Below are 23700 nucleotides of genomic sequence, written 5' to 3' on the forward strand. Positions count from 1 at the left end.
CCTCCTTTTCATATGCACCCTATTCATACCTATGCTTGGCTCCTTGCGCTCGATGATCGAACGACAAGCCGGGTCGCCATTTGATATAAATGACCGCTGATATGATTTACCCCTTCCCCGAATTCCGACACAGCCTCATCCGCATTTTCCGTAAGCAAAAGCTTGGCGGCAAGCGCTCCCATCCGGTAAAATGGGACGGCCACGCTCGTCAACGGCGGATCTGTGATCCTGGCGCCATCCGAATCGTCATAACCAACGATGGCGATGTCTTTGCCGGGTATAACGCCCAGTTCCCGAAAGCCTTGAATAAGCCCGATGCCCATCCGGTCATTCGCGGCAAAAACGGCATCGATGCTATCGAGATGGCGGGCGAAACGAAAGGCGGCCTCATATCCGCTCGTACGGCTGTAATTGCCCGTTTCAAGCCATTTGGCGGGGATCGCTTCATCCGGATCATCGCCTGGATTGAAAATGCCCGCTTCCGTCATCGCGCGTACGTATCCCTTAAGACGGTCGGCGCTGTTCGAGTATCCGGGCGGACCGTTCAGGAACGCGATACGGCGGTAACCCTCGTCAAGCAGATGCTTCACCGCTTCATAGGCGCCTTGTTCATGATCCGCATCCACTTCAAGAAAATCTTCGCCGGCAAAATGCTGGTTTACCAAACAAAACGGATGGTTCGCCTCCTTCAGCGCCCTTAGCGCTTTCCGCTCCTCCGGCGTATCCGTCGTTCCCAAAAGGATGCACGCGTCGATCTTTTGCGATCGAAACAACTCCGTGTAACCGTTGTCATCGCCGGGCTTGCGAAAAATCAGCAGCATATCGTAACCAAGCTCGCGAACCTGTTCCCCGATCCCGCTTAAAATCTCCGAAAAATAATACGTTGAAAAAATATGTACCTTCGGCACATAAGGAAGCACGACGCCGAGATTGCCGCTTTTTCTGCGGGCAAAGCTTTGGGCGATGGCATTGGGGTAATATCCCAACGTCTCGGCCGCCTTCAGCACTTTCACCCTCGTTTCCTCCTTGATGGGACCCACCCGGTTGAACACGCGGGAAACCGTTGCTTCTGATACGCCCGCCATGTCCGCAACCGCTTTTCGTGTGACGATACGGCATCACCCCCTGCATTCCACAAACAAGTTGTTGATAGTAAATCAAGCTGAAAAACTTTAATGTACGCGCGTACATTATCTCGTATTTTTTTCCAAATTGTCAAGGGAATTGTTTTCAATCGCAACAACCATATCGTTTGCACCGTCTGTTTCTTAAAGGAGGGGTGAACATGATCAAAATGCCCATTGCACTCTTCATATTGCTCTCTTTATTGGGATGCTCGTTCCAAGCCAACAACGGAGGCAAGACGACCGTTCGCGAATTGACCGGCGGCCAGCCGCCTGGAGCCTCGATACAAATCGGGGATAAACTCCACGACACCAAACTCGGCACCTACTGCTGGTCCTCCAAAAACACAAACACGTGCATAGACGCGGTCGGTCCGGCCGAACTCCTAAAAAACAAAAAGCCGGTCAAGGTAAGACCCGGCGCCGAAATCAAATTTGTGATGGATTACGAGCCCCTTCCGAACAAAATCCACCTGGAGCAAATTTCGGAAGGCAAGTACACGGAGATTGCCGTGAAAGAAAATACCTTCCGAGCTCCGACTCAAAAAGGAACCTACTATTATTCATATGGGGTCTGGTGGATGGATGAAAAACGGGAGCATGTTGCCCTTGGGGACGCTTTTTATGTTTTTGCATTGGAAGTCATCTAAATGCTTTGGCCCGTTCATTTCAATCCTAGTCAGGCATTGAGCCATAGAGTGTCTTCCGCGACCTCCTCGCCATTGACGACCAGCACGATGCGATGCTCCCCCGGATAATGGCGTCTTGTCGTCAAATCGGACCAGCCGTGCTTGCGCCGCCCTGTCAGCTCCGAACCGCCTGGGACGGTTTTATCCGATAAGAGGAACAATTTGCGTGGGGTTTGTCCGTTCGCCTTCACAAAATAAATGCCGTATTCGATCCTTAAGCGCGCCTCAGTTCCTTCCCGAATGCAAAGCTCATAATGAATCATACTGTTATCCCCAATGGATGCTTTCTTCGGCTCGACCGTAAGCACTGCCGACTGTACAAGCGTTTTCCCCTCACTGCTGCCGGAATAGCCAAACAGCCTCATGATGTCCGGCTCCGCTTTCCGGATCAACGTCCGGCAGGCATGCCTGACAATCCAATCCGTATCCGGATGGTTCCCGAGCCACGCTTTGGCCAGCCGAATCACGATGTCAGGATGGTCTTTGGCGATATCGTTCAAATTGTTGGCGACGCTCTTGCGGACATAAAGCGATGGATCTTCCTTCAGCTGCTCCAACACCGGCAGCACGGGGGAAGGATCCTTTTTGAATGGCGCAAGCGCTTGTCCCCACGGCAGACGGGGTCTGCAGCCTTCGCTCGCCAAACGTCTGACATGTTCGTTCGGATGTTGCGACCAGATCAGCATTTGGTTCATCATCCGCTGCGGATCGCGCATAATGAACGGTCTGACCGCAAATTCGGACGAGGACCGCTGCGTGAACCGCTCCAACGCCCCCATCGAAAGATCCCAATGTTGCGGATCCTGCCCGTACACTTCGACAAAGTCGGGAAAAAACAGGTACGGAAACCCGGTACATTCCTCGTCGATCGAAAACAACACCTCCAACGCAGCCGGATAAGACGCAGGCAAAAATTCGCCCAAAACGGTCGCGATTCGGCGGATTCTCGCTTTCAGCTCCAGACCCTCCCAATCATCGTCCATGATTGTTGCAACAAAGCCCCCGGCGTGAAAGGCCGGATATGCGGATCTGACCTTCTCTGCGAAATCTCCTAAAAACTCTCGATCGTACATCGCTTTTAACGCTTCAGCCAAAATTTTCTCCCCCGTCGTTCATAGGTTCCGCAAAAATGCGAACACCCGTTTTCGTTTACTATAACAAGAAACAAAACGGGTGTACAGTTTTGGTCTAAGTGAATTATTTTTTCAGTTTTTCCCGCTGCTCCAAATCGTTGCGCATGTTGCGCATGTAATCCGGAGCATCCATCGGGTCGCCCGCCATCAGCTCGATGATGCACATTTTGCTGGCGCATTCTTGTTCAGCGCGGGAGATCGCGTCATCCAGCTCTTGATTGGTTCGAACCGTAACGGCAAAAGCTTCCCCGCCGAAGGCTTCCGCAAGCTTCGTATAGGACCAGTTCGGGATGTTGTTATAGGTTTGGTTTTCGGTCTTTGCGTTCAAATATTTTTCGATCGTATATCCGTCATTGTTGAGCACGAAAATGATCGGCTTGCAGCCGTAATACAGCATGGAACTGATTTCCTGGGCCGTGAGCTGCAAGGAGCCGTCGCCCGTGAAAAGCAGGACCCTGCGCGAAGGGGCCGCAATGCATGCTCCATAGGCTGCAGGCGTGGCGTAACCGATCGATTGCCAAGCTCCCTGCCCGATAAACAGCGTGTCGCCCGGGAGCGAAACCTGACTCATGCCGTAATAAAATGTTCCCGTTTCCGCAATCACGATATCCCCTTCTTTGAGCATCCGTTGAAACCGGGGATAGTAGGAAGCCACCTGAAGCGCATCATCCGGATTGCCTGTAACGGCGTCGTACGGTCCGGGCCCTTTGGTTGGCGTTCCCGGCTGTTTCCACCCGATGTTTTGCAAAGCGAGCAACAGATCCTCCGCCATCACGTTGGGATATTCCGCGAGACCCACTTTAACCTTCGAGGGTTGAATGTCAATAAGCCGGAGCGGGTCCAGTTTGGCCGTAAAATTCGCGGTATTGCCGTCCGCCTCCACGAAGCCGGCTGCGATGACACAATCCGCGTTTTCCACGAGGCTGCGGACGTCCTGACGGCCGAAGGCTCCTCCATACATGCCCATAAAAAGCGGATGCGATTCGTCGAACGCGCTTTTGCCGTACAACGTGGACGCAACCGGCAAATTCAGCGACTCCGCAAGTTTGCGTACGTATGGTTCCCAATGGAACCTCATCGTTTTGACGTCCACTAAAAGGATTGCGTTTTGAGCCTGCATTAACATCCGGGTGATGTGATCGACGGCGGTCTGCAGCGCTTCGGGACTCGAATTGGTTTTCGCCGGGTTGGCTTCTTGGCGCATAACCACCGGCTTGGCGACCAAATCGTCGGCAACGACGAGATACACCGGTTGCTTTTTTTCCTTGGCGATCCGGATGGCATTCGGGATTTCCCGCATGGCATTTTCGGGCGTCAGTACGGCCGTATAGGCCGTGATTTGTTCATACATCTTGCGGAATACGTCATAATTGCCGTCCATTAACGTATGATGCATCAGCTTGTGCTGCTTCTGTGCCGCATCCGGCGGCGAGCCGACGATATGGATCACGGGCACATGCTCGCTGCAGGCGCCGGCAACGGCGTTGCAGGCGCTCATTTCGCCGACGCCAAACGTGGTGATGAGCGCGGACAATCCTCTGATTCTCGCATAAGCATCTGCCGCATATCCGGAGTTCAGCTCATTGCGTCCGTTAATGAATCGCAGTCCGGCGTACCGTTCGATCGCATCCAGCAGAGAGAAATTGTAATCTCCGGGCACGCCGAAAATGTCCGTCAGTCCCTCCTGCTTCAAACAGTCCAAAAGATATTCACCCAACGTTTTTGGCCGCATTGATTCTAGATCTCGGTTGTTGTGCTCTTGTTGTGCCATCGGCGATTTTAGGCTCCTTCCTTTTTTAGTGTCCGGCAGCTGCGTTAATCGCTTCTTTCACCGTCCTGGCCAGCGATTCGGCATCCCCCAGCGCTTGGAAATGCAGAAACAGGATACGCGGCTCTTCGCCGATGAGGTGGTTATGTAAGGCGGATATGTTGATGTTCCCTTTGCGGAGCGCATCGATGACGGGATTCACCTCGTTGCCGAGAAGCGCAAACTCCCCGATCACCGCCGTTTTATCGCCTACCTTTTCAAAGTTCGCGCCGAATGAAAGTTCGATTTCTTCCGGAGATAGCGGCACTCCCAAGTTTGAAACCTTGATATTTTTGCGGGTAATCCCTAATTTGCACACGCCGTTTTCATGCTTCAATTCCGTGTTAAAGACTTTGTCGAATACTTGGCAATCTGGCGTTTCAGCCCCCAGGACGGGGCCCGACGGGACGAGCAGCAAAAATGCAGCAGCCATGAACCAAAAGATTTTTTTCATCTTGTCCATTCCTCCAAGTTTGGGATTTTAGCTTATTGTTTTACGAAAAAGTGCAAAAAATCCCTATTGCTTTTGGCAATAAGGATTTTTTGCTTTTTTGCCTGACTCCCTCAGGGAGGGTCAACTTAATCGTATGATCGTAACATTAGTCGGCGTGGTGGTCGTGAGCGTTGCGGTTGCTAGCACGCCGAACAGCTGAATGCTTATGGTTGCCCCTGCAGGAACAGGCGTAATCACGTTTGTTTGGAAGGAAGTCGTGCCGACTGCGGGCGATATCGTTGAGGCCGGTGCGGCGCTTCCGTTGATTAGTATGCGGGAACTGACCAGCAAAGAAACGTTCAGGTTGATCGAATATGAAATATAATAGTTTCCTGCATTGGCGACGGTAAATGTATTATTGGCCGCATTTATCGTGATGCCTGGTCCGATATCCTGCGCGTTTGGGAACGATACGTTTGTTCCGCCTAAAATTACAGCGATGACGGTGCCGGACGTATTGGCCGCAAATGCGTGATTTTCGGTCACGCTGGTCCCTGTCGCTCCTGTAGCGCCTGTTGCACCTGTCGCGCCTGTTGCTCCTGTTGCTCCTGTTGCTCCTGTCGCGCCTGTTGCTCCTGTGGCACCTGTTAGCCCAGTTGCGCCTGTGGCTCCTGTTGCTCCTGTGTCGCCTGTTGCTCCTGTTGCGCCTGTAGCACCCGTCGCCCCTGTGTCGCCTGTAGCTCCTGTAGCTCCTGTTGCTCCTGTCGCGCCTGTTGCTCCCGTTGCTCCCGTTGCTCCTGTCGCACCTGTTGCGCCCGTCGCCCCTGTGTCGCCTGTAGCTCCTGTGTCGCCTGTTGCTCCTGTTGACCCGGTTGCTCCTGTAGCACCTGTAGCTCCTGTCGCCCCCGTTGCACCTGCCTCGCCCGTAGCTCCCGTCGCTCCTGTAGCTCCCGTCGCACCTGTATCACCCGTCACTCCTGTTGCTCCTGTCTCGCCCGTCGCTCCTGTTGCTCCTGTTGCTCCTGCCTCACCCGTTGCGCCCGTCGCTCCTGTGCCGCCTGTTGCGCCTGTCGCTCCCGTCTCGCCCGTTGCTCCTGTCGCTCCTGTTGCTCCTGTAGCACCCGTCGCTCCTGTAGCGCCTGTAGCGCCTGTTGCGCCCGTCGCTCCTGTGCCGCCTGTTGCGCCTGTCGCTCCCGTCTCGCCCGTTGCTCCTGTCGCTCCTGTCTCGCCCGTGGCACCTGTTGCGCCCGTCGCTCCCGTTGCGCCCGTTGCACCTGTGTCGCCTGTCGCTCCTGTTGCTCCTGTTGCTCCTGCCTCACCCGTTGCGCCCGTCGCTCCCGTTGCACCCGTTTCACCCGTTGCTCCGGTGGCTCCTGTAGCTCCCGTGGCCCCTGTGGCCCCCGTTGCTCCCGTTGCTCCTGTTTCGCCCGTTGCCCCCGTTGCTCCCGTTGCTCCTGTCGCACCCGTTGCTCCCGTTGCTCCCGCTGCGCCTGTCGCTCCTGTGGCACCCGTTGCTCCTGTAGCTCCCGTTGCACCCGTAGCTCCTGTGTCGCCCGTGGCTCCCATTGCTCCTGTGGCCCCCGTTGCTCCTGTCGCTCCTGTGTCGCCTGTCGCTCCTGTAGCCCCCGTCGCTCCTGTTGCTCCTGTAGCTCCCGTCTCGCCCGTTGCCCCCGTTGTTCCTGTCTCACCTGTAGCTCCTGTTGCTCCTGTGTCGCCCGTAGCTCCCGTCGCACCTGTAGCGCCTGTCACTCCTGTAGCTCCCGTTGCTCCCGCATCACCTGTTGCACCTGTAGCACCCGTGGCTCCTGTTGCTCCTGTCTCACCTGTAACTCCTGTTGCTCCTGTGGCACCCGTTGCACCTGTCGCTCCTGTGTCGCCTGTCGCTCCTGTTGCTCCTGTTGCTCCTGTCGCGCCTGTAGCACCTGTTGGCCCGGTTGCACCTGTCTCGCCCGTAGCTCCCGTTGCACCCGTGGCTCCCGTCGCACCTGTAGCGCCCGTTGCTCCTGTCGCTCCTGTCTCGCCCGTAGCGCCTGTTGCGCCCGTTGCACCTGTGTCGCCTGTCGCTCCTGTTGCTCCTGTTGCTCCTGTCGCGCCTGTTGCTCCCGTTGCACCTGTCGCTCCTGTTACGCCCGTCGCCCCTGTGTCGCCTGTAGCTCCTGTGTCGCCTGTTGCTCCTGTTGGCCCGGTTGCTCCTGAAGCACCCGTTGCGCCTGTTGCACCCGTTGCACCTGTCGCTCCTGTTGGCCCGGTTGCACCTGTAGCACCCGTTGCCCCTGTCGCTCCTGTCTCACCTGTAGCTCCTGTTGCTCCTGTGGCACCCGTTAGCCCAGTTGCGCCTGTGGCTCCTGTAGCACCCGTCGCTCCTGTAGCCCCCGTCGCTCCTGTAGCACCTGTTGGCCCGGTTGCTCCTGCCTCGCCCGTTGCTCCCGTCGCTCCCGTTGCACCCGTTTCACCCGTTGCTCCGGTGGCTCCTGTATCACCTGTAGCTCCCGTTGCACCTGTCGCTCCTGTGTCGCCTGTCGCTCCTGTAGCACCCGTCGCTCCTGTCTCACCTGTAGCACCCGTCGCTCCTGTCTCACCTGTAGCTCCTGTTGCTCCTGCTGCTCCTGTGGCTCCCGTGGCTCCTGTTGCTCCTGTGTCGCCTGTCGCTCCTGTAGCCCCCGTCGCTCCTGTAGCACCTGTTGGCCCGGTTGCACCTGTCTCGCCCGTTGCGCCTGTAGTACCCGTCGCTCCCGTTGCCCCTGTCGCACCTGTGTCGCCTGTCGCTCCTGTAGCACCCGTTGCTCCTGTTGCTCCTGTTGCTCCTGCCTCGCCCGTTGCTCCCGTTGCACCCGTGGCTCCCGTCGCTCCTGTCTCGCCCGTGGCGCCTGTGGCACCTGTTGCGCCCTTAGCTCCTGTTGCGCCCGTTGCACCTGTGTCGCCTGTCGCTCCTGTTGCTCCTGTTGCTCCTGCCTCGCCCGTTGCTCCCGTCGCTCCCGTTGCTCCTGTCGTTCCTGTGGCTCCCGTGCCGCCTGTTGCGCCTGTTGCACCTGTAGCACCCATCCCTCCCGTCGCACCCGTTGCTCCCGTTGCGCCTGTAGTACCCGTGGCACCCGTCGCACCCGCATCGCCTGTTGCCCCCGTTGCCCCTGTTGCGCCCCTGGCTCCTGTCTCGCCCGTCGCACCCGTCGCACCCGTTGCGCCCGTCGCACCGGTGGGACCCGTCTCTCCTATAGCTCCCGGCTCTCCCATAGCGCCTGTCGGGCCGGCAACGCCGGCCGCTCCCGTCGGTCCCGTGGCTCCTGCTTCACCCGTCGCGCCCGCTGCAGCCAGAAGCGTATAATCGGGCGAACTTCCCGGTATGCCTGCCGGCGAAGCCGCGTTAGCGATATACGTACTTCCATGAAAAGTAACGATTTGTCCCTGCGGATAAAACCGGCTTTGTTCAGGATCAAACGGCAGAATCCCGTAGAACCCCGCTCCTGTCGGCCCCGTCGGGCCAGTCGCACCAACTTGACCGGGATCGCCTGCCGGTCCGGCAGGCCCGGGTGGGCCAGGAGGACCCGGTGGCCCGGGCGGACCAGATACGCCGATTTCCCCGGGCGTTCCGGTGCCCCCAAGCGCAACCGAGGACAGAATGTCGGATATCGAACGCTGGATTTTCCTGATCAGATCGACCAACGTATCTTTGATTTTCCGTGAGACATGAAGCAGCAGGATCGTGGATAAAAGGTCATCCAGATTCTCCTGGAGGTTAATCAGAATCCCTGCTCCTGAAACCGGCACCGCCTCACACATCGTAATCGCCAGCTCTAGCGTCGATTGCAGACGGGCTTTGTCTCTGACGGGAAAATCGGAATCCGTAACAAAGATTTGAAGAAGCTTTAGCACGTCCTTCAAAGCCGCAATCGATACCGGATTTTGCCTGAGCAGCGCAGGAGGGACCGTTTGAAGCATGCGCAGCAAGAGGCCGATGAGCTTTTCGGTCTGCTGCCGGGTAATCGGAATGACACCGAACCCTTCATTTTCATTCATACTCATTTATCCCCCCCCTTTACGATCGATGCTCCAAAAGCTTGTACGTTCCATGCAGGGTATTTCGAAAACGTTTAAAACCAATCGTTACTCCACCCTATGCCGTTTGCCCAGAAAGGGTGACTCCCCTTTTTCCCGGCACAACCAAAAAAACGCTCCCCCACATGACGTGAAGGAGCAGTGAAATCCTTATTTTTTTGCAGCGATTTCTTCATTAATAATAGAGATGATCTCCGGGATGCTTTTTGCTCCCAGGTCGCCTGCTTCCCTTTTCCGCACGGACACGCCGCCGGAATTTTTTTCGTTTTCGCCGAGAATGAGCATGTAAGGGACCTTCATCATTTCGGCTTCCCGGATTTTATACCCCAACTTTTCGTTCCGGATATCGATTTCGACCCGAATGCCGGCGTCTTCAAGCGATTGTTTGACCTCGAAAGCGTAATCGACGTAGTTCTCCGACACGGGCAGCAGCTTCGCGTGAACGGGGGACAACCACAGCGGGAAGGCTCCGGCGTAATGCTCCGTCAGCATGCCCATGAACCGGTCGATCGAGCCGTACACCGCACGGTGAATGACAACCGGACAGTGTTTCTCGCCATCCTCGCCAACGTAAGTGAGATCGTATTTTCGGGGCATTTGGAAATCCAGCTGAATCGTGCCGCACTGCCAGCTTCGCTTGAGCGCGTCCAAAATGTGAAAATCGATTTTCGGCCCGTAAAACGCGCCGTCCCCCTCATTGATGCGGTAATCGATGCCGCGGCGGTCCAACACGTTTTGCAGCGCCCGCTCCGCTTCTTCCCAGAGCTCATCCGAACCCATCGAGTCCTCCGGACGCGTCGACAGCTCGATTTTGTATTCAAAGCCGAACACTTGATACATGTTGTCGATCAGCTCGATGATGCTGCCGATTTCCTCTTCGATCTGGCTCGGGAGCACGAACAGATGGGCGTCGTCCTGGCAAAACGTCCGTACCCGCAGCATGCCGTTCAGGGCTCCCGAAAATTCATGACGGTGCACCTGTCCGAACTCCGAAATGCGCAAAGGCAGATCGCGGTAGGAACGAAGCTTGTTTTTGAAAATCAGCATATGTCCCGGGCAGTTCATCGGCTTCAGCGCATATTTCGTGTCGTCGACGTTCGTGAAGTACATGTTGTCTTTGTAATGATCCCAGTGTCCCGATTGTTCCCACACCCGCTGGTTCATCATAAGCGGCGTCCGGACTTCGTCGTAGCCCCTTTTCCCCTGCATTTCCCTTGCGAAGTTTTCAAGCTCCGTGCGGATCGTCATCCCTTTCGGCAGGAAAAACGGCATGCCCGGCGCTTCATCCGAAAACATGAACAGCTCCAGCTGCTTGCCCAGCTTGCGGTGATCGCGTTTTTTGGCCTCCTCAAGAAAATGAAGATGCTCTTCCAGCTGTGCTTGCTTCGGAAATGCCGTTCCGTATATGCGCTGCAGCATCTTGTTGTCGGAATTTCCGCGCCAGTAGGCGCCCGAAACGTTCAGCAGCTTGAATGCCTTGATTCGGCCCGTGGATGGCAGATGAGGCCCGCGGCATAAGTCGAAAAATTCTCCTTGGTCGTAAATCGAAATGACCACATCTTCCGGCAGATCGCGGATCAGCTCCAGCTTCAGCGGATCTTCGAGCTCTTCAAAGATTCGGACGGCTTCCTCCCTGCTGACCTCCCGGCGCATGATCGGCAGGTTTTCCTGCACGATGTTAGCCATCTCCTTTTCGATCGCAGCAAGGTCATCCGGCGTTAAAGGCTTCTCGATATCGATGTCGTAGTAGAATCCGTCTTCGATGACCGGACCGATGCCGAGTTTGACCTCCTTTTCGCCATACAGCCGTTTGATCGCCTGCGCCATCAGATGCGCCGTGCTGTGACGGTAGATCTCAAGCCCGTCCCGACTGTCCAGGGTGACGATTTCCACCCGTCCGTCCGCTTTGAGCGCATGGTTCAGGTCGACGGGCTTGCCTTCGATTTTGCCTGCGATCGCTTTTTTCTTCAGTCCGATGCTGATGGATTCGGCGATTTGTTCCACCGTGGTGCCTTGCGGATACCTCCTTATCGAACCGTCTGGCAGCGTTACTTGAATCTCCATTGTTCTGACCTCCATTCCTTTGAATTGGTTTACGTTTGGCGACTTCAAAACTCCATTTATGAACGCAAAAAAACGCATCTCATCCTCAAGGGACGAGTGCGTTCATCTCGTGGTTCCACCCTAATTCAACCTGCCGTCAACCAGCCTCGGCCGCAGGCCAAAGTTGAAATTGCAGGTTCTCATTGGAATCCGTTAACGGGGATCAGGCGGTGCCGCTTACTGCCGCTCCGTGATGCAAAAGCGGGTTCAACGCCACAGCTACAAAGGGGTAACTTCATGCCGTTTTCAGGAGAAGCTTTCAGCCGGAACCTCTCTCTCTGGGCAGCTCGTGCAGGAAGTCATGTCTTTGATCAAAGCCAAATGTTGAATTATGGCTATAATCAAATCACAGACCGAAATAAATGTCAAGCCCTTGATTTCCGTTTGCTCCCAAAAAAAAAGCACCGCAGCTCGTCTGCGATGCAATCTTTGCGTCATATATGTGTTACATATTTGACGCTTTCAAATGATTTTTACAAAGCCGAAGAAGCTTGACCGACCCAGGCTTGCAGCTGCTCCGGATCAAAGCCTTGACCTTGGCGCAGCTTCAACGTTTTTCGTTCCGGCGGACCGTCAAAAAGGCCTTCCGGAAGATCGAGTTCGGTCGCATTAAAAATCGTAAAACTAACGGCATCCTTCGAAGTCGAAATGACCGCCGCATATTTCCCGTTTTTCAAAAAATGGGGCTTTTTGTACTGGATCCGTTCCTGAACGTCCGGAATGGCCTGACGAATAACCTCGCGCAGCCGGGCTGCCAATTCCTTTTGCCACGATTCCTTGATTGCATCAATAAAATCCGATACTTCCTGGCTCATATGATATTCTCCTCTGCTTAGGGAATATAAGTCCGTTCGGACCCTGTTCGTGCACCGAATCTGGATGGTTGCATAACTTCCGGGTTAAATATGCTCCCTCAAATTTGTTTCCATCGCCATGATGTTAGGATCATGACAGGTTTCTTTCCGATCCGACAGCTGACGCAGCTCAATCTCCGCTTCGCCCCGTCCTTTTGGAACGGGAGCCTTTTTCGCCCGCTCCAAGGGCTCAATCGACGCATCAAACGATTTTTTTTCAAAAAAATCATTAGACGATTCCATTTTCAAAGCGTTTTATTTATTTCGAGCAAACAGGACTGTTTCCTGCATCTCCCTGCGCCGTCTGTTCTTAAAAAGTTCCGGATATCCGGATGAAGGTCATTTGGCGCAAAGTCCTTCTTCCTTTGACACGGACGTCCTGGCCAATCCAAAAAAACCTACCGAACGCTTAATGCTCGGCAGGTTTCGATCTAAAAAATTTAATTCGCTTCTTCTTTTGCGCGGTACCTTTCCTTAAACTCCTGAAGACCGATGATCGTCCCTTCGACCCGGGATTGTTCCGCGGCGAATGCCATCAAATGGCTTTGAACCGAGGCATCTGCCGATGTCAAACCTTGGCTAGCGCCGTTTGTGCGCACGAGCTTCAGAAAATCCTTCACGAGGCGCAGATCGCCGCCGCCATGTCCGACGTGACCGCCCATGTCTTCAAAGGAGATGCGTTCGACCTTACCGCTGCCGAAATGGATGATTTCGATTTCGTTTTTCTCCATCGCTCCGCGGATTTCGCCTTTTGTCCCCATCAGCTTGATCGTGCGGCTGATATCTCTCGTGAACGCGCTCATCGTAAAAGCGGCCGTCACCCCGCTCGCAAACTCTAAATTCACGACCTGATGATCGACGACGTCGTTGTCGCAGTGGTACACGCATCTGCCATACGGCCCTTCCTCCAACGCTTTGTAGCGGGCGGCGTAGCTCATATCGTCGCTGATCGCCGACGTCGGCCAATTCGTGTCCTCTGTCAAATAGATATTGGGCGCATAATACAGGCACTCGTCCGCCGCCGGACATCCGTCCAGGCATCGCAGCGGAGCCCCCTCCGGCGCTTCCGAAGCCGTGAAATGGCTCAGCGAACCGAAGGAAGAAACCTTGACGCAATCCGAACCCGCAAGCCACAGCAATATATCCAGGTCGTGGCAGGATTTGGCCAAAATCATCGGGCTGGACTCGTCTTTCCGCCGCCAATTGCCCCGCACGAAGCTATGCGCCTGATGCCAATACCCCACGTTTTCATTGTGCTGGATCGACATCAACCGGCCGATCGCGCCTTTATCGAGGAGCTCTTTGAGCGTGCTGAAAAACGGCGTGTACCGCAAAACGTGGCAAATCGAAAACACGAGTCCGGCCTTGGAAGCCATTTCGCCCATCCGAATGCATTCTTCCGGATCAGGCGACATCGGCTTTTCCAATAACACGTGGTATCCCGCCTGCAGCGCCTTCATCGTCGGCTCGAAATGCTGTTTGTCCTGGGTGCAGATCAGCACCGCATCCGCGAGCTTCGGTTTCGCGAGCAAATCATCCCAATGCTCGAAGCACATCTCCTCCGCCAGACCATGCCTTTCTTTGAAGTTTTCCCTCCGCTGACGGACCGGTTCCGCGACCGCAACGACCTCCAGCTCGGCAGGATGCTGCAGCGCATAGTCCATGTAGTTGATGCCGCGAAGGCCCGCCCCGATTAATGCAACTCTAACCTTTTTCATCCGATAACTCCGCTCCTTAGCCAAATTCGCTTATTCTTTGACGCTTCCGACGGTCATGCCTTTAACAAAATATTTCTGCAAAAACGGATATACGACCATGATCGGCAGCGCCCCCATGAAAATTTGCGCCGTCTGCAGCGTTTTTTCGCTCAGGTTCTCCATCGCTTTGATCTGTTCGATCGATACCGAAGTCATCTGGGAATTGATCGACATGATGAGCGTGGACAAATAGGTTTGCAGCGGATATTTCTCCGGCGAGTTCAAGTACAAAATGCCGTCAAACCAAGAATTCCAATGCCCCACGATCGTGAACAACCCGATGGTCGCGATGGACGGCAAGGACACCGGCAAATATATCCGCCACAAAATTCTCCAGTGCCCCGCGCCGTCGATCGTCGCGGCCTCGTCCAGCTCGCGCGGAATGGTGCGGAAGAAGTTCAGCATCAGCACCATGTTCCACACGTTAAGCGCTCCCGGCAAAATCAAGGCCCAGATAGAGTCGATCAATCCCGTATTTTTGACGATGATATACGTCGGGATCAGCCCGCCGCCAAAAAACATCGTGATCGCGAAAAACCACACATATACCGTCCGGAATTTGAACTGGTCCACCGATTTCGACAGCGGGTACGCCGTCACGAAGCATAAAAACATGTTGACGGCCGTCCCCAGCACCACCCGCTCGACGGATACGCCCAGCGAACGGAAGAACTCGACTTTTTCCCCCAGGTAACGGTAAGCATCGAAGTTGAAGCCGACCGGCCAAAGCTTGACTTCCCCCGCCATGGCCGCCGTATTCGAGCTGAGGGACACCGAGAGGAGGTGAATAAACGGAATAATGCCGAGAAGCGTGATCGCCGTTAGCAGCACCGTATTGAATATGACGAAAATCCTTCTGCTGATCGTAGGTTTATGCATCTCTCTGCCTCCCGTTTAAAAGATCCGATAATTGTTGTATTTGTAAGCCGCGTAATAGGTCACGGACACCAGAACCAGGGAAATGACGGATTTGAACAATCCGACGGCGGCGGCCGGTCCGAACTGCTGGCTGAACATCCCCAGCCTGTAAACGAACGTATCGATGATATCCGCCCCTTCGTAAACGGTCGGGTTATACATGATCAGGATTTGTTCGAAGCCCGCATTCAAAATGCCGCCGAGGCTGAGCACCCCAAGCAAAATTAGGATCGGTGCCATGCCCGGAAGCGTAATGTGGATCATTTGCTTCCATCGTCCCGCACCGTCCACTTCGGCGGCTTCGTAAAGGGTCGCGTTGATGCCGGTAATGGCGGCCAGCATAACGATCATGTTATACCCCATCCCTTTCCAGACGTCGGACCCGATCACGATGCCGCGGAACCACTCGTTATCCAGCATGAACATGATCGGCTTCAGACCCATCGCCGCCAGCAGCCCGTTGACGGGACCGCTCAGCGAAAACAGCTCGATGATGACGCCGCCAAGCACGGTCCAGGACAGGAAAAACGGCAGGAACACGGCCGATTGGATGAACCGGGAAAACCAGCGCTTGGTGACTTCATTGAGCAGCAGCGCAAGGATCAGAGGGACGAGCAGAAACAACACCATTTTAATGACGGCGATCAATACCGTATTCCATAGCACCTGCTTGAAATCCGGCATATTAAAAACGTATTTGAAATTGTCGAACCCGACGAACTTCGAATGAAAAAAGCCGGAAAGCGGCTCGAATTGCTGGAATGCCATCACCAGGCCGGCCATGGGCCCGTAAGCATAAATGAGCGTGACGATCACGCCGGGCAGCAGCATGATATGAAGCAAATATTCCTTTTTCAGCGTTCTCACAGATGGACCTCCCCGTTCAAATCGTAAACGGGAGGAATCGCCGGCATCCATCAGGCTCCTCCTCCCGTTTCATCACATCATTCTGGATTGTCGCAGCATTCGCGCAAGCGATTATTTCGCAGCCTGTTTGCTGTACCAGTCGTTCACCTCTTGGGTGATTTGGTCTCCGCCAAGGGACTTCCAGCTTTGAACGAACTTGTCGAATTCGTCCAGGGAACCGCCCATAATGATTTTCGTGAAAGATTCCTGCATCAGCTTGTCGAGCTGGGCGCCTTTTTCGACTTGCGTTTCCGTCGGCAGGCCGAAGAATTCGTTGTTCACGAAAGCTCCGCTTTCCTTGATCTGCCGGGTCATGCCCCAGCCTCCGTCTTTTGCCGCGCGGCTGAAGTATTGGCCCCAGTTGACGCCTTTGGAGGCTTTTTCCGTGTTGCCTGCCAGATAATCCTGGGCTGCCTTAAAGACGTCTGCAACGTTTTTGTAGTTTTCATCGTCCAGCGTAATTTCCGTCTGCTTCGCATCCAGTGCCTTGTTGACTTCCGTATAGATCGTTTCGATTTGGGCCGGGTTGTAAATCCGCGGATTAAACCAGTTGTATACGTATCCGTTTTCCGCTTTGTTTTGCTCCATGTATTTCTTTTTGCCTTTTTCGATGTAGAAGTTGATCATTTTGATGGCGGCTTCCGGATTTTTCATTTTTTTGTTTACGGCATAAACTTTTCCGCTGCGGATTTTAGGCACCAGCGATTTGCCGGGACCGTCGAGACCCGGAATTTGAATCGCGATCCATTCCGCTTTCGGGTCTTTGTCGACGTTCAGGTTCAGCGGATAGTTCGGATACCACCATTCGCCGTACACGATGCCGACTTTGCCTGCCGTGATGTCTTCGACGGCCTTGTTTTCGTCCTTTAGCGCAAATTCTTTGTCCAAAATGCCGTCCTTGTACCAGGATTGCAGCTTGCCCAGCGCGGTTTTCACTTCCGGCTGAATGAGGCCCGGAATCAGCTTGCCGCTGCTGTCCTTGATCCAGGCGGACTGATTGTCGCCGATCGAAGGATATGCGCCGAAGCCGTTAAAAAATCCTCTCAGGTCGTATGCCCAGAAAAACAGGTTCTTTTGCAGGGATACGCCGTACGTGTCGTTTTGGCCGTTTTGGTCCGGATCGTTTTTCACGAAAGCTTCGGCAACCTTGTCCAGTTCGTCCATCGTTTTCGGCGGCTCCAGCTTCAAGTTTTCGAGCCAGTCTTTGCGAAGCCAGAGCAGCTGCGTCGACAGGAACGGATCTTCGAAAGCCGGAATCGCGAGCAGCTTGCCGTCCTCGGTGAACGTCTTCATGGCAAAACCGCCGTCGGATTCCATGTATTTCTTCAGCTCCGGAGAAGCGTAATCGTTATAAGCTTCGGTCAAATCGGCCAGCATGCCCTGCTTTTTCAGCTTCTCGAAGTTTTTCTGGTCAAGCTCCATAATGTCCGGCAAGTCGGCCGAAGCCATCGCCAGCGAGAACTTTTGCTCGAATTGGCTGGAAGGAACGGTCCACTTGTACTTGACTTCGATGTTCAGCATGTCTTTCAAATCTTTGAGGTAAGCGTTTTGGTCCGGCGTGATGCCTTTCGGCGTCCGCGGGTCTTCCGGAGGGTTGTAGCCGAGCACTTCCGTCACCGTGACGGTTTCGGGATATTTCCCGAGCGGCTCCGGCGGCGCGTCCGTGCTCTTTTTTTCTTCCTTGGAGGACGGGTCTGCAGCCGAGCCTGCCGTATCTTTGCCTTGGCTGGAGCATGCCGTAAATAACGAAAGCGACATCGTGACGAGCAAAATCATTTTCCATGGATTGATTTTTTTCATGTTCAACGCGTTTCCCCCTTTTGTTTATGCTGCGATTTGCAAGTGCTTTATGTGTTTAATTATAAATTTCAGAAGAAAACGCTATCAATTTTGAGTTTTTTACTTCCCTTTCACTTTATTTACCTTTTTAAAAACGATCGCTGCGAAACCGATGATCGGGCTCTCATTTGGCATTGCGGTATTCTTGGGGAGAGATGCCCGTCTTTTTTTTGAAAAAGGTCGTAAAGTAGGATTGCGAATCGAACCCGACGCGGGCAGCGATTTCGTTCAGTTTCAGGTTGGTGTGCATCATCAGATGCACGGCCGCTTCAAGCTTTTTCGATTGGATGTAGTCCAGCAGATTTTGCCCCGTCATCTGTTTGTAGTAGCGCGACAAATACGACGGGTTGAAATGCACTTTCTCCGCGATTGCCGTCAGGGATACGTCCCCGGACAAGTTGGCTTGTATGTAGTTTTGGATCTGGCCGATCACCCAAGATTTCATGTCCTCCTGCTTCAGGAGCGCCGGATCGTCCATGGCTTCCGGTTCGCTGCCGGCATGTTCGATATCGATGACGATCAGGTTTTGGCCGAGGGCAGCCCTGGAACGCAATACGCCCAGCAGCGTGTTGTATTGGCCGGAAACCGTCTCCCAGCATCCGCTTAAATTGCCCGATATGCCAAAAGATACGGATACGCCGATCAGGCTTTCGCATTCGTTCTGCACGAGCTCCAGAATCCCTTTCATATATGACGTAAATCCCCGCCAACGCTGCGGCTCCGAATCCGGCTGGGAAAAACGGGCAAGCAGTTCTTCGTGCGGCTGAAGCAGCCAAACGAGGACGCCTTCATCCAACACGGAGTGTTCGCATGCAATCGAATCGGGCAAATAGTTGCTGAAACCGTTTTGCACCGCCCCGAGCTTGTCCTTCGTATTCGGATCGTCGATTGAATCCAAGCTGCCGACGACAAAAAATGCAGGCTCGCTTACGCGAACTCGGAAGTCCAGTTCTTCATAGCGGGGGTCGGACAGCAATGCGGCCGCGGATTCCCCCTTCAAAAGCCTGCCGACCAGCTCGTTTTTAAGCACGGGAGCGGCGATTTGAAAATGCATTTTCGCCTTTTCTTCCCGGATTCTGCGGCGGTTTTCCTCATCGAGTTTTTGGCAGGCCGCTTTTACCGCCCCAAAGATCGGTTCGATGCCTTCCGTTTTTAAGATGTAATTGTCCGCTCTCTTGCGCAGGGCTTCCTGGACATAATCGAATTCGCTGTAACCGGTCAAAAAAATGATCCGGCAGTGCGGCCAATAATAGGCGATGTCGTCGACAAGCTGCAGCCCGCTTTTTTGGGGCATGCGGATATCGCTGACGAGAATGTCGAGTTTCATTTTTTTGGCGATGTTCAACGCTTCCGCCGCCGAGTAGGCTTTGCAAACATCCAGTTCGAATTCGGTATTTTCCTGGAAAAGCTGAATCAATCCGTTGACGATGACCGGCTCGTCGTCGACGATTAACAATCGGTACATGCTGCTGCCTCCTTCATGTTTTCAAGTACGATGACCAGATCTATTTTTAAGCCGCCATGCCGGCTTCTCGACACCGATAACCCGCTGTCCGGCCCGTATTTAAGCTTGAGACGGTTGTTGACGTTGATGAGTCCCGTGTTTTCCACTGCTTTCGAATCCATGGCGAGTTTGCCGCGCAGCTCCTCAATCATCCCGTCGGTCGCCAAATTTCCGTTGTCTTCGACCGTGACGCGCAGCATCCCTTCCCGGTACGCCGTGCCGATCAACACCTTCCCTTCCATCATGCCGTCCTCGAAAGCGTGCTCGAACACATTTTCGACGATCGGTTGGATGATCAGCCGCGGCACCGTGATCGATGGCGGAATTCCCGTCTCCTCTTCGTATTCGAAGGATACCCGGTTGGCGAAACGGATGCATTGAATGTCGCAATAATCCAGCGCATGGCGGTATTCCTTATAAAACGGAACCTCGTCGGACCCGCTTCTCGTAATGTACTGATAATAGCTTCCAAGCCGCTGGGAAAGCTCCGCCGCGCTGTCGGAATCCCCTACCTTGCACATCATGTAAATATTGAAAAAGCTGTTGTACAAAAAATGCGGATTGATCTGGGACTGGAGCTGTTTCAGCTGGGAATGCTGCAGCGCGATTTTCTGCTCGTAGTTTTCCTCGATCGAATTTTTGAGCCGCCGCGCCATATTGTTGAAGCTGTTGAACACGTAATGGAACTCGTCTTTGGTTTTTGATTCGATCGTAATATTGAGGTTGTCGGTTTCGATCATATGGAACGCTTTGACCAGCTTCGATAACGGCCGATGGATCATCACGTTGACCGAAAAGGAATAAAGGATCATCACGATGATCGCGATAATGAACAGCGTATAGAACCAGGTAATGAATTGGCTTAACGGGCGCGTAAGCTCATTTTGGTTCACGTACATGATCATGGATAAATGCAGGGAGCCGACGGCGCTTCGGGTGATAAAATAATTGACTCCGTTCATTTTTTTGAACTGCGGCGGTTCTTGATCCACGGATTCATCCGCCGTCAGTTTCAAAATCTCCTCCGATTCGTCCGCATTTTCCGCCGTCGTCAGCATCGTTCCGGATTCTTGGCTTCCGAGCAGCACTTCCGATTCAGGATACAATTTCGCGATTTCGTTTAAGGACTGCAGCAGCATGGGCCTCGAGATTTCGATATACGTCACGATGCTGCCGTTGTTTGCGCTTTCAATCAGGAAAATTCGGTTCCCGCTGCGGTAAAAGGAAGGCTTGGGCGTCACTTCGCTCAGCGACGTTATAAGCTTCATTTCCTCATTGGGCGTGCCCGTAACACCCGAGTTCATCGAGATGGTCTTTCGGATGGATTCCACGTATACCCCGCTGTTCACCACGTATTCGCTGGACGCCATGAGCGTAGACAGCCGGTCCCTGACTTGTTCGATCAGCTGCACTTCCTCGTAATCCCCCAGCAGGCTTCCCCGGAAGCTCAGCTTCTGCAGGTCTTTGTCGTTGATCAGCTGCAGCTGCAGATTGCGGATAAAATACATCTCTTTGTCGAGCTGTTTGGAATAAAAGGACGCCCCGGCCTGGGAGGAATTCAGAATGGCGTTTTTCGTGATAGACATGCCTTTGTAGTTCAGCCATATATTCATGGAAATGAGAGGAAGCAAAAATAAGATGAACACGATGACGATTTTTTGATAGACATACCATTTGGACGCTTTGCCCGCCGCTTGCAGCTTCATATGTACCTCCCGCTACTCCCTTGGATGATCGAATCTATTCATCTTTAGTATAATGCTTCGCAAAAAAAGAACCATCCTTTTGGATGATTCTTTTCCCCATGGGCTGATAATAACCGCCAATTGTCTTGAATTTCTGGGTTCCAAGCTTCACAATCTCCAGTTTTTGATTGATTTCAATCGTTTCCTTTGTCCTCATACATAAGCACTCCATTTCATCTTTTAATTGGTGTGCGCCGCCGGAAGGCGGCGTATCCTTATTTAGCTTGCAATTTGTCCTTTATCCGGCTTGATGTTTTGGATATAATCCGCTGCCTTCTGAGCCGCATTCGCAGCCGTACCGCCCGCGCGTAGTATAGTCAGAAGCTTGTTTATGCCCCGGTAAGGCTTTCCGGTGAACCAATTGACTGCATCTTGGCCAGGTTTCCAAGGCTTTCTCCAAGGGCTACACCATTGGCCAGCTGCTCCAAAATTTTCTCGGTTACGATGTCATAAACGGTTATTTTCTTCATCTTGAGGTCCTCCTGAATGGTCTAGGTTTTTTTGCCATCCACATGGGACATGGCCCCTGCAGGGCGTTTTTTTTCGCCTTTTGACGCGGAGCTTGGGAACTGGGTCATAGCTGACTGGTCAAGGGTACAAGCACAAAAAAGCTTTCCAACCACGCTTTCTATAATGGATGGAAAGTTTTTTTGCCCCTTGATCTGGCAGCTCGCCTACTTGGCTTCCAGGCGGATAGAGGGGCGCAGCCGGAGGCTCGGCCGCCTGGAAGTTTAGTAGGCTTGATCCTGTTACCATGTGGATGGCAAAAGAGAAAAAAAATTACAATCAAAAAAAAGAACCGGCACGCGGCCGGTTCTATCCATTCATCTTGGATACATCAATCAAAGGTATTAACTCTTCGGCAGGATCGGCGCACAGCCTGTCCCTCCGGCGGCGAAAGCTCATTGCTTGCTAAACCGTCCGACAACGATGACACTATGACATGAAAAAGCCTGCGCGCTCCAAATCTTAGGATTGGAGTGACGCAGGCTTTTGTATTAGGAAATGCGGTTATCTATCTTACCTGAAACCGTTCATGCCGTTTGCAGCTGCCTTTCGTACAGCCTCTTCCAGCTTCCCGAGCATGCCCTTCAGCCTCTCGTTCAGCTCCTCATCCATAATCTCTCCGCCCCGAAGCTTCTGATTGAGGAAAGGTACCGTGAAAGACCCGCCCTCCACCAAGTCAGCCGTCATCATCCTAAGTGTCATCAGCAGGGACTGATGCGCCTTCTCTCCACCGGTTTCCATCGGCGATCCGCTGACGACAGCGACGGGTTTGTAGACGAACTCTCCGGACGATACCAGCCAGTCGAGCGCATTCTTCAGAACGCCGGGCACGCCATGGGCATATTCGGGGGTGCTGATGATCACGCCGTCCGCCTGACGGATCGTGTCACGAAGCCGTGCCACCGAAGGGGCCGGGTCGTCTCCATCGATATCCGGGTTAAAATGGGGCAGATCTCCGATGCCTTCAAATATCGAAATCTCCATCGTTTCCGGCGCCAGCGGATAGAGGGCGTGAATCAGGCTCGTATTGGACGATTGTCTTCGGAGGCTTCCGGAAATCGCCGTGATCTTTATAGGACTTAAATTCAAGGGCATTCGTCCTTTCTCGATTTGACATTGGCGGGCGACCGCGCTTGCCCCAGTCGTCTATGACCATTGTGGCCGTAATGGAAAATTTGGTCAATACCGCGAAGCGTTTGTATCCTGTTACCATGCGGATGGCAAAAGCGAAAAAAAATGAAATAAAAAAGAACCGGAATCCATCCGGTTCTATCCAAGCAAAATGACTGGCTGATTCAATGTGCGCGACGATGACTACGCTGGGGGATCCGTACACTGCACTGCAGCTCCCCGCCCGGCTCCCGCGGGCCCGACCGCAGACAGAAAAGACTACAACGAGCAGCGGCTGGGATCCCGACAAAATCAGGACGCCGCGCTCCTATATTGCGTAATATGAACAAAGAAAAAAGCCACCAGTTAGTGGCTTCCCTAATAAACATATTTCCCTTCTCTGCAAATCTCCTTCAAAACTCTCCATAAGAATAAAAGAAGTGGCTCATCGGTCTCGCTCTCAAAAGACATTGAACTGTCCCACAAGAGAATCCACCCCTGACCGAATGTACGCAAATCAAATGAATGCATCGATGAAAGTATGTCTATAAAATTCCCCACAGTGAAGAGAGGAACACATTCTTCATACGCTGCTTGTTTCCCGTTATCATAGATGATTATCCAATCATGATTTTCGATGATGATATCCTCGATAAGATAAATTCTGTCCGGATTCTTATTCAAAAGAAAAAATCACCTATTTTAAAATCGTAAAAAATGACATCCAGAATTTTATTCATTAATTCTCTACCTATGGATGTCACTTTTTCAATTGGCAAAACGTCCTGCGCTAATTTCATTCGAAAAATGCCTCCTGCCGCCGGTATAATATGAGGTTAATTCGATATCAGGAAGAATTCCCCTGCTTCACACATTGTTGTTTTTAGAGATGTGCCCATCAACATGCTAATCGGCAATATAAATGGCTGAATAAATATGCTATTTTCCTACACTTTGATGTTGGTTTGCTAATTCTAACATTTTAACTGATCCATTCTCAGGAAAGGCAATACGGATGATCGCTGGCAGAAATACACCAAATGTGCAACAGTGGCCGCGCCGGGGGATCCGACGCTTCAATCCTTAATACAGCAAGCAAAAGTGTTATAGCGCTCCGTGCGGTGGGATCAGCGCCGGACAGGAACATAGAGCGCCTTGGCCGGTAGTGCTGTCCTGCCGGCATATGCGCTCTTGTTATCGGCCGAAGCCCTGCCGCAG

18 protein-coding genes and 1 pseudogene are annotated in these 23700 nt (G+C 53.3%); 2 read left to right on the forward strand and 17 right to left on the reverse strand.

Features of this window, described 5'->3' with window-relative positions; translation table 11 throughout:
- Positions 1-29: 29 nt before the first annotated feature.
- Positions 30-1085 carry a LacI family DNA-binding transcriptional regulator gene (locus MKY58_RS13850; RefSeq protein WP_339320794.1) on the reverse strand — a complete coding sequence of 352 codons (1056 nt, stop codon included), beginning with the start codon at positions 1083-1085 and terminating at the stop codon, positions 30-32.
- A gap of 200 nt (positions 1086-1285) precedes the next feature.
- Here MKY58_RS13850 and MKY58_RS13855 point away from each other — a divergent pair, with 200 nt between their 5' ends.
- Positions 1286-1774: a hypothetical protein gene (locus MKY58_RS13855; protein ID WP_339320795.1), complete on the forward strand. Its 489-nt coding sequence runs from the start codon at positions 1286-1288 to the stop codon at positions 1772-1774.
- Between the two features lie 29 nt (positions 1775-1803).
- Here MKY58_RS13855 and MKY58_RS13860 read toward each other — a convergent pair whose 3' ends face one another.
- From MKY58_RS13860 to thrS, 5 genes are all read right to left on the reverse strand, one after another.
- Entirely contained in the window at positions 1804-2907 is a 1104-nt protein-coding gene (locus MKY58_RS13860; protein WP_339320796.1) for a DNA alkylation repair protein, read from the reverse strand.
- A gap of 103 nt (positions 2908-3010) precedes the next feature.
- On the reverse strand, positions 3011-4717 hold the full coding sequence (locus MKY58_RS13865) for a thiamine pyrophosphate-binding protein (protein ID WP_339320797.1): 1707 nt from the start codon (positions 4715-4717) through the stop codon (positions 3011-3013).
- Between the two features lie 25 nt (positions 4718-4742).
- Positions 4743-5207 carry a DUF1259 domain-containing protein gene (locus MKY58_RS13870; RefSeq protein WP_339320798.1) on the reverse strand — a complete coding sequence of 155 codons (465 nt, stop codon included), beginning with the start codon at positions 5205-5207 and terminating at the stop codon, positions 4743-4745.
- A 120-nt stretch (positions 5208-5327) separates the two neighbouring features.
- Positions 5328-9206, reverse strand: a complete 3879-nt coding sequence (locus MKY58_RS13875; protein WP_339320799.1) for a collagen-like repeat preface domain-containing protein — start codon at positions 9204-9206, stop codon at positions 5328-5330.
- A gap of 183 nt (positions 9207-9389) precedes the next feature.
- The gene (thrS, locus tag MKY58_RS13880) at positions 9390-11303 is read right to left on the reverse strand and encodes a threonine--tRNA ligase (RefSeq protein ID WP_339320800.1); all 1914 of its coding nucleotides are present in this window, start codon (positions 11301-11303) and stop codon (positions 9390-9392) included.
- Between the two features lie 276 nt (positions 11304-11579).
- Between thrS and MKY58_RS13885 the strand changes: the two genes are divergently transcribed.
- Entirely contained in the window at positions 11580-11837 is a 258-nt protein-coding gene (locus MKY58_RS13885; RefSeq protein WP_339320801.1) for a hypothetical protein, read from the forward strand.
- Here MKY58_RS13885 and MKY58_RS13890 read toward each other — a convergent pair.
- The 11 genes and pseudogenes from MKY58_RS13890 to MKY58_RS13940 all read right to left on the reverse strand — a co-directional run bounded on the left by MKY58_RS13890 (position 11816) and on the right by MKY58_RS13940 (position 22461).
- The gene (locus MKY58_RS13890; protein WP_339320802.1) at positions 11816-12157 is read right to left on the reverse strand and encodes a DUF1801 domain-containing protein; all 342 of its coding nucleotides are present in this window, start codon (positions 12155-12157) and stop codon (positions 11816-11818) included. The genes MKY58_RS13885 and MKY58_RS13890 overlap by 22 nt on opposite strands.
- Before the next feature lie 479 nt (positions 12158-12636).
- Positions 12637-13914 (reverse strand): Gfo/Idh/MocA family oxidoreductase, encoded by a 1278-nt coding sequence (locus MKY58_RS13895; RefSeq protein WP_339320803.1) that lies wholly within the window; start codon positions 13912-13914, stop codon positions 12637-12639.
- 30 nt (positions 13915-13944) lie between these two features.
- The gene (locus tag MKY58_RS13900; RefSeq protein ID WP_212951020.1) at positions 13945-14832 is read right to left on the reverse strand and encodes a carbohydrate ABC transporter permease; all 888 of its coding nucleotides are present in this window, start codon (positions 14830-14832) and stop codon (positions 13945-13947) included.
- Positions 14833-14847: 15 nt separating this feature from the next.
- Positions 14848-15738, reverse strand: coding sequence for an ABC transporter permease subunit (locus MKY58_RS13905; protein ID WP_212951018.1), 891 nt, complete (start codon positions 15736-15738; stop codon positions 14848-14850).
- Between the two features lie 111 nt (positions 15739-15849).
- Entirely contained in the window at positions 15850-17577 is a 1728-nt protein-coding gene (locus tag MKY58_RS13910; protein ID WP_339325150.1) for an extracellular solute-binding protein, read from the reverse strand.
- Positions 17578-17740: 163 nt separating this feature from the next.
- Positions 17741-19081 (reverse strand): response regulator, encoded by a 1341-nt coding sequence (locus MKY58_RS13915; RefSeq protein WP_339320804.1) that lies wholly within the window; start codon positions 19079-19081, stop codon positions 17741-17743.
- Positions 19066-20826, reverse strand: a complete 1761-nt coding sequence (locus MKY58_RS13920; protein ID WP_339320805.1) for a histidine kinase — start codon at positions 20824-20826, stop codon at positions 19066-19068. The genes MKY58_RS13915 and MKY58_RS13920 overlap by 16 nt, the downstream gene beginning before the upstream one ends.
- A gap of 34 nt (positions 20827-20860) precedes the next feature.
- Positions 20861-21022: a hypothetical protein gene (locus tag MKY58_RS13925; protein ID WP_339320806.1), complete on the reverse strand. Its 162-nt coding sequence runs from the start codon at positions 21020-21022 to the stop codon at positions 20861-20863.
- A gap of 62 nt (positions 21023-21084) precedes the next feature.
- A pseudogene (locus tag MKY58_RS13930) lies at positions 21085-21229 on the reverse strand (hypothetical protein); the annotation flags it as partial.
- Positions 21195-21335 (reverse strand): hypothetical protein, encoded by a 141-nt coding sequence (locus tag MKY58_RS13935; RefSeq protein ID WP_339320807.1) that lies wholly within the window; start codon positions 21333-21335, stop codon positions 21195-21197. The gene MKY58_RS13935 and the pseudogene MKY58_RS13930, both read right to left, overlap by 35 nt.
- Before the next feature lie 550 nt (positions 21336-21885).
- Entirely contained in the window at positions 21886-22461 is a 576-nt protein-coding gene (locus tag MKY58_RS13940) for an NADPH-dependent FMN reductase (protein ID WP_339320808.1), read from the reverse strand.
- Between the last annotated feature and the right edge of the window lie 1239 nt (positions 22462-23700).

The organism is Paenibacillus sp. FSL W8-0194 (genome assembly GCF_037969745.1).
Lineage (GTDB): Bacteria > Bacillota > Bacilli > Paenibacillales > Paenibacillaceae > Paenibacillus_AQ > Paenibacillus_AQ cookii.